Annotated in this window: 1 protein-coding gene; it reads right to left on the bottom strand. The window is 70.0% G+C overall.

The annotated features are described in order from the left end of the window. Positions 1–283: lyase family protein (locus KUM44_RS39695; RefSeq protein ID WP_254390790.1), on the bottom strand; the 283-nt coding region annotated here is incomplete at both ends.

Here is a 283-nt window from a genome sequence, read left to right as displayed (position 1 = left end):
GCCTGCACCGGCGGCAGGTTGATCTCGCCCAGGCCCGCGCGCGGACCCGAGGACAGCAGACGAAGGTCGTTGCAGCTCTTGGACAGCTTCACGGCGATCCGCTTGAGCACGCCCGACATCTGCACGAACGCCCCGCAGTCCTGCGTGGCCTCGACCAGGTTGGCGGCGGTGACCAGCGGCAGTCCGGTGATCTCGGCGAGGTGGCGGCGGGCCGACTCGGCGTATCCGGCGGGGGCGTTGAGACCGGTACCGATGGCCGTGGCGCCCAGGTTGATCTCATGGA

Source organism: Streptomyces sp. AC550_RSS872, assembly GCF_019049285.1.
Classification (GTDB): Bacteria; Actinomycetota; Actinomycetes; order Streptomycetales; family Streptomycetaceae; genus Streptomyces.
This window is presented reverse-complemented; position numbering and strand designations above follow the sequence as displayed.